Raw genomic sequence first — 5,881 nt, forward strand, 5'->3', positions numbered from 1 at the left:
ATCCCCCATATAATACGCAACACCGGTCCAAAAGAAAAACGGATAATCAAGACCCACGGGGTACGTTTTCAGTCATCGCCCGCACAGATTTCCGACTTTTTCGTGCAGCTTCTACCTGATTTTCGTGCCAACTAATTTTGTGAATCCTACTAAGGTCACTCCCAAACCATGCTAACCGACTGATTAAAAGGAAAATACCGAATTTATACACCTCGTTTTGTCCGACAATCGTCCGACAACTTTGGCCTCGCATATTTAAAGATGTTCATGCGTTAAAAATCGTCTTTACTCCCGCCCCTCGAACTTTGTCAAAACCTTGCGAGCTCCCGTATTTACGCACGTGTGGGCGTGTCTTTGCAGCAATACCCACCCTAAACCCTTTCTTAAATCCCATCCGTTTACAAACGTTTACAAACGAATAAACCCTAAAGATAGCGATTAGTTGTATTTGACATCCTTTGCGATAGCCTGTATTTATTGGAAGTATAAGGAAAATCTATTTTCTTTGCGAAAATCATAACGAAATAGTATAAAAAATGTTTTTTTTTCATCGAACCGATTACTACTTTTGGATAACAAAACGGTGGGAACCCCAATAAACACGGGTGTTTCGGGGGATTACCAAAAAAACGATAAAATAAAGTATAACATTAAAACAGGTAAAAAGGATGAAAACGAGTATTGAAAAAAAACGGGGTATCAAAAAAGAAGTTAGTGTTGTTGAGAAGGTCAAGCGCAAGAGGGTCTTGCGAGTTGGATATAAGTTGCACGAGGGCAGGGTAAGGAATCCCCGTGTAGAGTTGGCCAGGATCATGGTAAGGGACACAGGGATTAGCTTTAACGCTGCGATGGCTACTTTGGGGATCCGTGTTGAGCTTTCACGGCTTGGGTGATGGTCTTAATGGTTGGCTTATTTAAAGTGTCTTATATAGCATTAGATTAATAAAAACAAACAAAAACGGTAATTTTTAAAACAAAGACAGATGAAAACGAATTTTAGGTTTAACAGGGTAGTATTGGATTATAGGTTTAGGTATGGCATGTATAGGGTTTCGATGTGGTTTAACGCATGTGTTCTTTTTGTGTTGGCCGGGTTGATGTTTTGGAAGGCCTTGTCGGAGGTATTGCGATACGTGTAATTGAAATTCAATTAAAAACTAAAATAAAAAATACAAAATCATGAAAAATACAGAAAGATACATCCTAGCAGGATCCAACAATAAGGCGACTGTAGAAATTGTAGGGACTAAGAAACACCTTATTTCGTACACTACAAAAGTGGCGGAATATGATTTATTGAACGGAGAAATGAATGTTTTCGGATGGTATTCCAATACGACCGGGAGGCATTTGGGGCTTTTCTTTGAAGCACAAGAACTAAAAAAAATGTCAAAGTCTGAACTATTCAAAACATAAGACCATGAAAAACAAAAAAACACCATCATCATTAAACCTTGACATTCGGAACTTTATTATCAAGTTCCGATACAAATCTACAGATAGCATGTTTTTGTTCCAAGATGGACTGACATTGGTAGGCCTTTTAAAGTCATACGACAAGACGGGAGTTGAATACATCAAGGAATTGGATGTTGTGAGCAACAAATTTAAAAGAGTATCCAAAAGGGATTTGTTTCTCCGATTTTCATGGGAAGCGGAAGCCATACAATATCTAATGAATCACTATTATTTTAACTAAAAAAAATGGAAACACATTTATCATTTGTGCAGGAATCAAAAGAGGGCACCACCAATCCCAATGGACTTAAATCCGTCGAAGTAATTTTTGACGACCCGCAGTACAACTACACTACGAGCGTAAACGGAGCGGCAAGCATGAAGCAATTACGGGACTACTTCGTTGGTACTTCGTTCAACGTGGCACCGTTTCCGGGCGAAGTCTTTAAAAAATGCGTTAATATTAAAATCAAATGAAAAATATACAGGTTAAAACAAGGAGCGTTAGAGGCTCCATAAACTACAAGGAAAATAAAAAGGCTGCCACGGTGTTTTTGAGGCATGATAACGACTATATTACTGTTATTGGCGGCGAACAGGTCAATATCGAGATATACAACAACGGGCAGCCTGTTTTTTTGGGAACCAAGGCAGAATTTTTTGAAGCGTTGAAACAACTAAAAACACAATAAACAATGATACTATCAAAAAAACGGTTAAAAGCCATAGAAAGCCATAAAATAAACCATCTGGAGTTAATAAGCGACATTGAAAGCAGTATGTTTTCAGAAAACAGGGCAGAGGTAAAAGGGGAAAAAATATGCGAAAGTCCGGAAACATGGGCTATAGACGTGGGCCGGGACGATGTATGGAGCTATCTGTACGCAAACAAACTAGAGTATGAACAAGACCTTGACATTTTGGGTTACGAAAACTAGGACAAACTATGGAAAACAAAAAAAAGAAACCACAGGCAATTGATGACGGGGATGTACTGCTACTATCGTTCACGGCGTTTTTAATAGCTATAACATTGATTATCAAGGTCCTAATATAAAAACCTATATGGGGGAAATACACGATTTTAAAAAAGAAATACAGACAATTATGGAACATATATATCCAAAGTGCGGAAAAGACGCCGAACACGGCTATATCCGGGTAATAAACGGTAGATGGTGCGTAAACAAAAAGGACTTCAACGAAATGACGTTGAACGAACGACAGGTATTAGCGGAGAAAATAAAATCCTAAAAACAAAAAAATGAATTGGATTAGCACAAAAGATAAATTACCAGAAGAAGGTAAATATGTACTTGCAAGGCACAATAGGGGAGCTTGGAACGATAGCACAGACCAATCGAACGTTAATTGTGTAGTGGTTAAATTAATTAGAGGACTCTCTAAAAAAGACAGGCAATTAATGAAAGAAGGAAAAGTACCAAGAACCAAAGAAGGTGGACAACGTTATAATAATAATCGTGATAAACTTGTATATACCGAAAGTGAGCGACATAATATTTACAAAAGTGAGGATGAACACGGAAATAACCTTGTGCCGTATAAATGGGAAATGTTCGGGCCGGATTCATTTTTTGGGCAATCAATTACACACTGGATGCCAATTAAACCGCTAAAGTAGCATTGTTTACAACGGGCGAGTGCTATGAGCATTAGTAGATTAAAAACACTAAACTAAAATTATGTATAGTATCAAATTATTCCTAGCGAACCATCCAAGCCCATACGTAAACATGTACATGCATTACGATTGGGGAAAAATGGAAAGACATAGTTTTATGGCAAAATATGCAATAGAGCTGCATACGTCAAGGCTGCACCAAAAAAAAGAAGCAATATCGCAGGTGCTAAAACATATATGGCCGAAAATGGGAACGGAAGAAAAATATGACGTTTTAAACGTGGTATCTAACGGCAGACATGTTGCGGACACTTTTCATATAATATTGCACATGGCTGAAATATTAAAGTGCCAGTTCGTTCGGGAATGTATAAATAAAGTCTATTGGAGATATACGGGAAGGAACTACGACACAAACTATTTTAAAGCGTTCGGGATAAGCCTATCTAAAAAATAATAACGTAATGACAAGACAGGAAGTAACGGACAGGGCAAAGGCCAAACATTACGAGGCCATACAGATACTAAGGTTCCAAAAAAAAAGGATGGGCGTATCGCTTAGGTTTATGGGAGAATTAATGGGGTACAGCTATCCTAAACTTTGTAACATGCTACAGGACAAAAGGCCGCGTTTCTCGTTCTTTACACTTACCAAGGCACTTACCGTGCTGAACTTGGACGTAAAGTTCGTACACGTTCGCAATAAGCGGGAAAACATGAGGGAAAAGGCCTTGCTGGACGATATATCCATGGAGAGTAGGACAATGGACGATAAGGGGATTATGGTGGAAGCGGTGCCGACAGCAAGGATTTTGGAAATATTGGAAGATTACGGGGTAAAGTAAACTACCCACCCACGCAAAGCGATGGAGCAGGCTTTAAACCCAACAACGAATGCAAAGAGCAATACATAGTCGATTTTTCAGGCATATTTACGGATGCCCCAAGCAAAGATATATTTTGAGCAGCGTTATAGTCTGCATCAATAGTATCTACTTTGCAATTTGTGTTAGTGCATTTAAACACTTTGTTGGTTCTTTTTCCAATGTGTTTGCAACTATTACAAGTCTGAGAAGTATATGCAGGAGCAATAGCCACAACTTGAACACCATTGAGCAAAGCCTTGTATTCAATATACTTCCTAAGTATAGAGAAATTCCATTTACCAAGTTTGGTACGAAATTTTTTGTTTCGTTTTTTGCTTGTGAATCGGATTCCAGTAAGGTCTTCAATAGCGATTCCCTTACCACTTTCTTTAGCAGATTGAACAATAGATTTTGCAATAGTATGGTTAACAATTTGAGCGTGAGTTCTCTCTTTACCTTGAAGCCGTTTAGACAATCTTCTGCAATTCCTTTTAGTAGAACGCTTAGAAGTGTCTGCCTTTGCTTGGATAGAACTCCGAACCTTTTGCCGATGTTCACGGTATGCGTTAAGTCTATCGGCAGAATGCTTAACCCCATCAGAAGTTACGCAGATGTCCGTCAAACCGAAATCCACACCAACGAAACTTTCGACATCTTCAATATCTTCTTCGGGAACGTCAACGGTTTGAAAAAGGTAAAACTTACCTTTTTTGTAAACCAAATCGGCTTCACCTTTGATGTAAGGGATGTAGTTAGAATTATGGCAAACAAAGTTTATTTTCTGTCTACCGCCTATACACCACAAAGAAACTACGTTGTTAGGCTTGTACGTCATTATTCTACTATCGTAGGCAATGCTTCCAAGCGGTTTAAAAGTACGTTTGGTTTTCTTGTCCAACTTATAGGCATCAGCAACTTTAGCAATTTGCCGTATCAACATTTGACTGCTAAGTTGAAATGTAGCCTTGTAAGAATGGTAAACTTTGTGATGGAGTTTAAAATTATTGAAAACCTTTTCTTGCCAAGCCACATCAGAAATGGCATTACAAACATCATTCGCTTTCTTCATCGTATCGAGAAGCAAGCCACCCTGTTCATCAGTAGGCAAAAGTTTAATTTTCAATGTAAGTTTCATCTATTATTAGATACGTACAAAAATACAAAAAGTTTCTTATATCAGAAAATAATTTTAAATTTGTTAAGGATTAAAGGCGTTAGCGTGTCGCTTACCTCCCGCCCATACTTCGTTATGAGTGGGTTTCACGCTCCATTAATATGAAAGTAGCATACATAGCACACCCGATAAGCGGCGATATTAAGGAAAATCTAAAGAGAATTGAGGCAATAGGCCGACAAATCAATCTAGAGGAACCAAAGGTAGTAGCGATGACCGAAGCCACTAAACGAGAACTTTCCGAGCGTTGGAAAAATATGGTATAACGGACAGGCATATTATGTGTAGCGTGGAATTAGAACAAAACTTAATTAAAAAACAATAACCCTCATCGCTTTATTTTTTTTGAGCGGTGGCAAAATAACAGAATTATGAATTTGTCAAAGTACAAAAAACTGTGGTCAGAAAGCCATGACCATTACAAGAACAGTAAGAGGACGGTTGAAAAATGGCGAGCAAAAGGAAGGGCAGACGCCTGTGCCGAAATTATCAATGACATAGTTTTGAACACTAAATACATTGATGAAATTAAAGAGCGGTTGCAATTTAGGCTTGTTCAAGAATTTGGAAATCACGATTTGGTAAAATCTATTTTGAAAGACCAATTTGAAAATCTTGTTGCGTGGGGCGAAAAAAATAAAGCAGAAGCCGAAGCTGGTTAAAATGCGAGTTGTAGCTATACATTATATGGAGTGTTGTGGTGTCGTTTTAATGCACCACAACGTTGAGTATAAGCCATCG

At 38.3% G+C, this 5,881-nt stretch carries 4 protein-coding genes; 3 read left to right on the forward strand and 1 reads right to left on the reverse strand.

The annotated features are described in order from the left end of the window. Positions 1-2,722 precede the first annotated feature (2,722 nt). Positions 2,723-3,100, forward strand: coding sequence for a DUF551 domain-containing protein (locus ACK5M9_RS11815; RefSeq protein ID WP_416893359.1), 378 nt, complete (start codon positions 2,723-2,725; stop codon positions 3,098-3,100). Positions 3,101-3,564: 464 nt separating this feature from the next. Then, the gene (locus ACK5M9_RS11820; RefSeq protein ID WP_416893360.1) at positions 3,565-3,945 is read left to right on the forward strand and encodes a hypothetical protein; all 381 of its coding nucleotides are present in this window, start codon (positions 3,565-3,567) and stop codon (positions 3,943-3,945) included. A 1-nt stretch (position 3,946) separates the two neighbouring features. Here ACK5M9_RS11820 and ACK5M9_RS11825 read toward each other — a convergent pair whose 3' ends face one another. Further along, complete coding sequence (locus ACK5M9_RS11825; RefSeq protein ID WP_416893361.1) at positions 3,947-5,101, reverse strand: RNA-guided endonuclease InsQ/TnpB family protein; 1,155 nt, start codon at positions 5,099-5,101, stop codon at positions 3,947-3,949. Between the two features lie 416 nt (positions 5,102-5,517). On the opposite strand from ACK5M9_RS11825, the gene ACK5M9_RS11830 reads away from it, so the two are divergent. Then, positions 5,518-5,802, forward strand: a complete 285-nt coding sequence (locus ACK5M9_RS11830; protein WP_416893362.1) for a hypothetical protein — start codon at positions 5,518-5,520, stop codon at positions 5,800-5,802. The last annotated feature ends 79 nt before the right edge of the window (positions 5,803-5,881 follow it).

Source organism: Mycobacterium sp. (assembly GCF_047975165.1).
Classification (GTDB): domain Bacteria; phylum Actinomycetota; class Actinomycetes; order Mycobacteriales; family Mycobacteriaceae; genus Mycobacterium.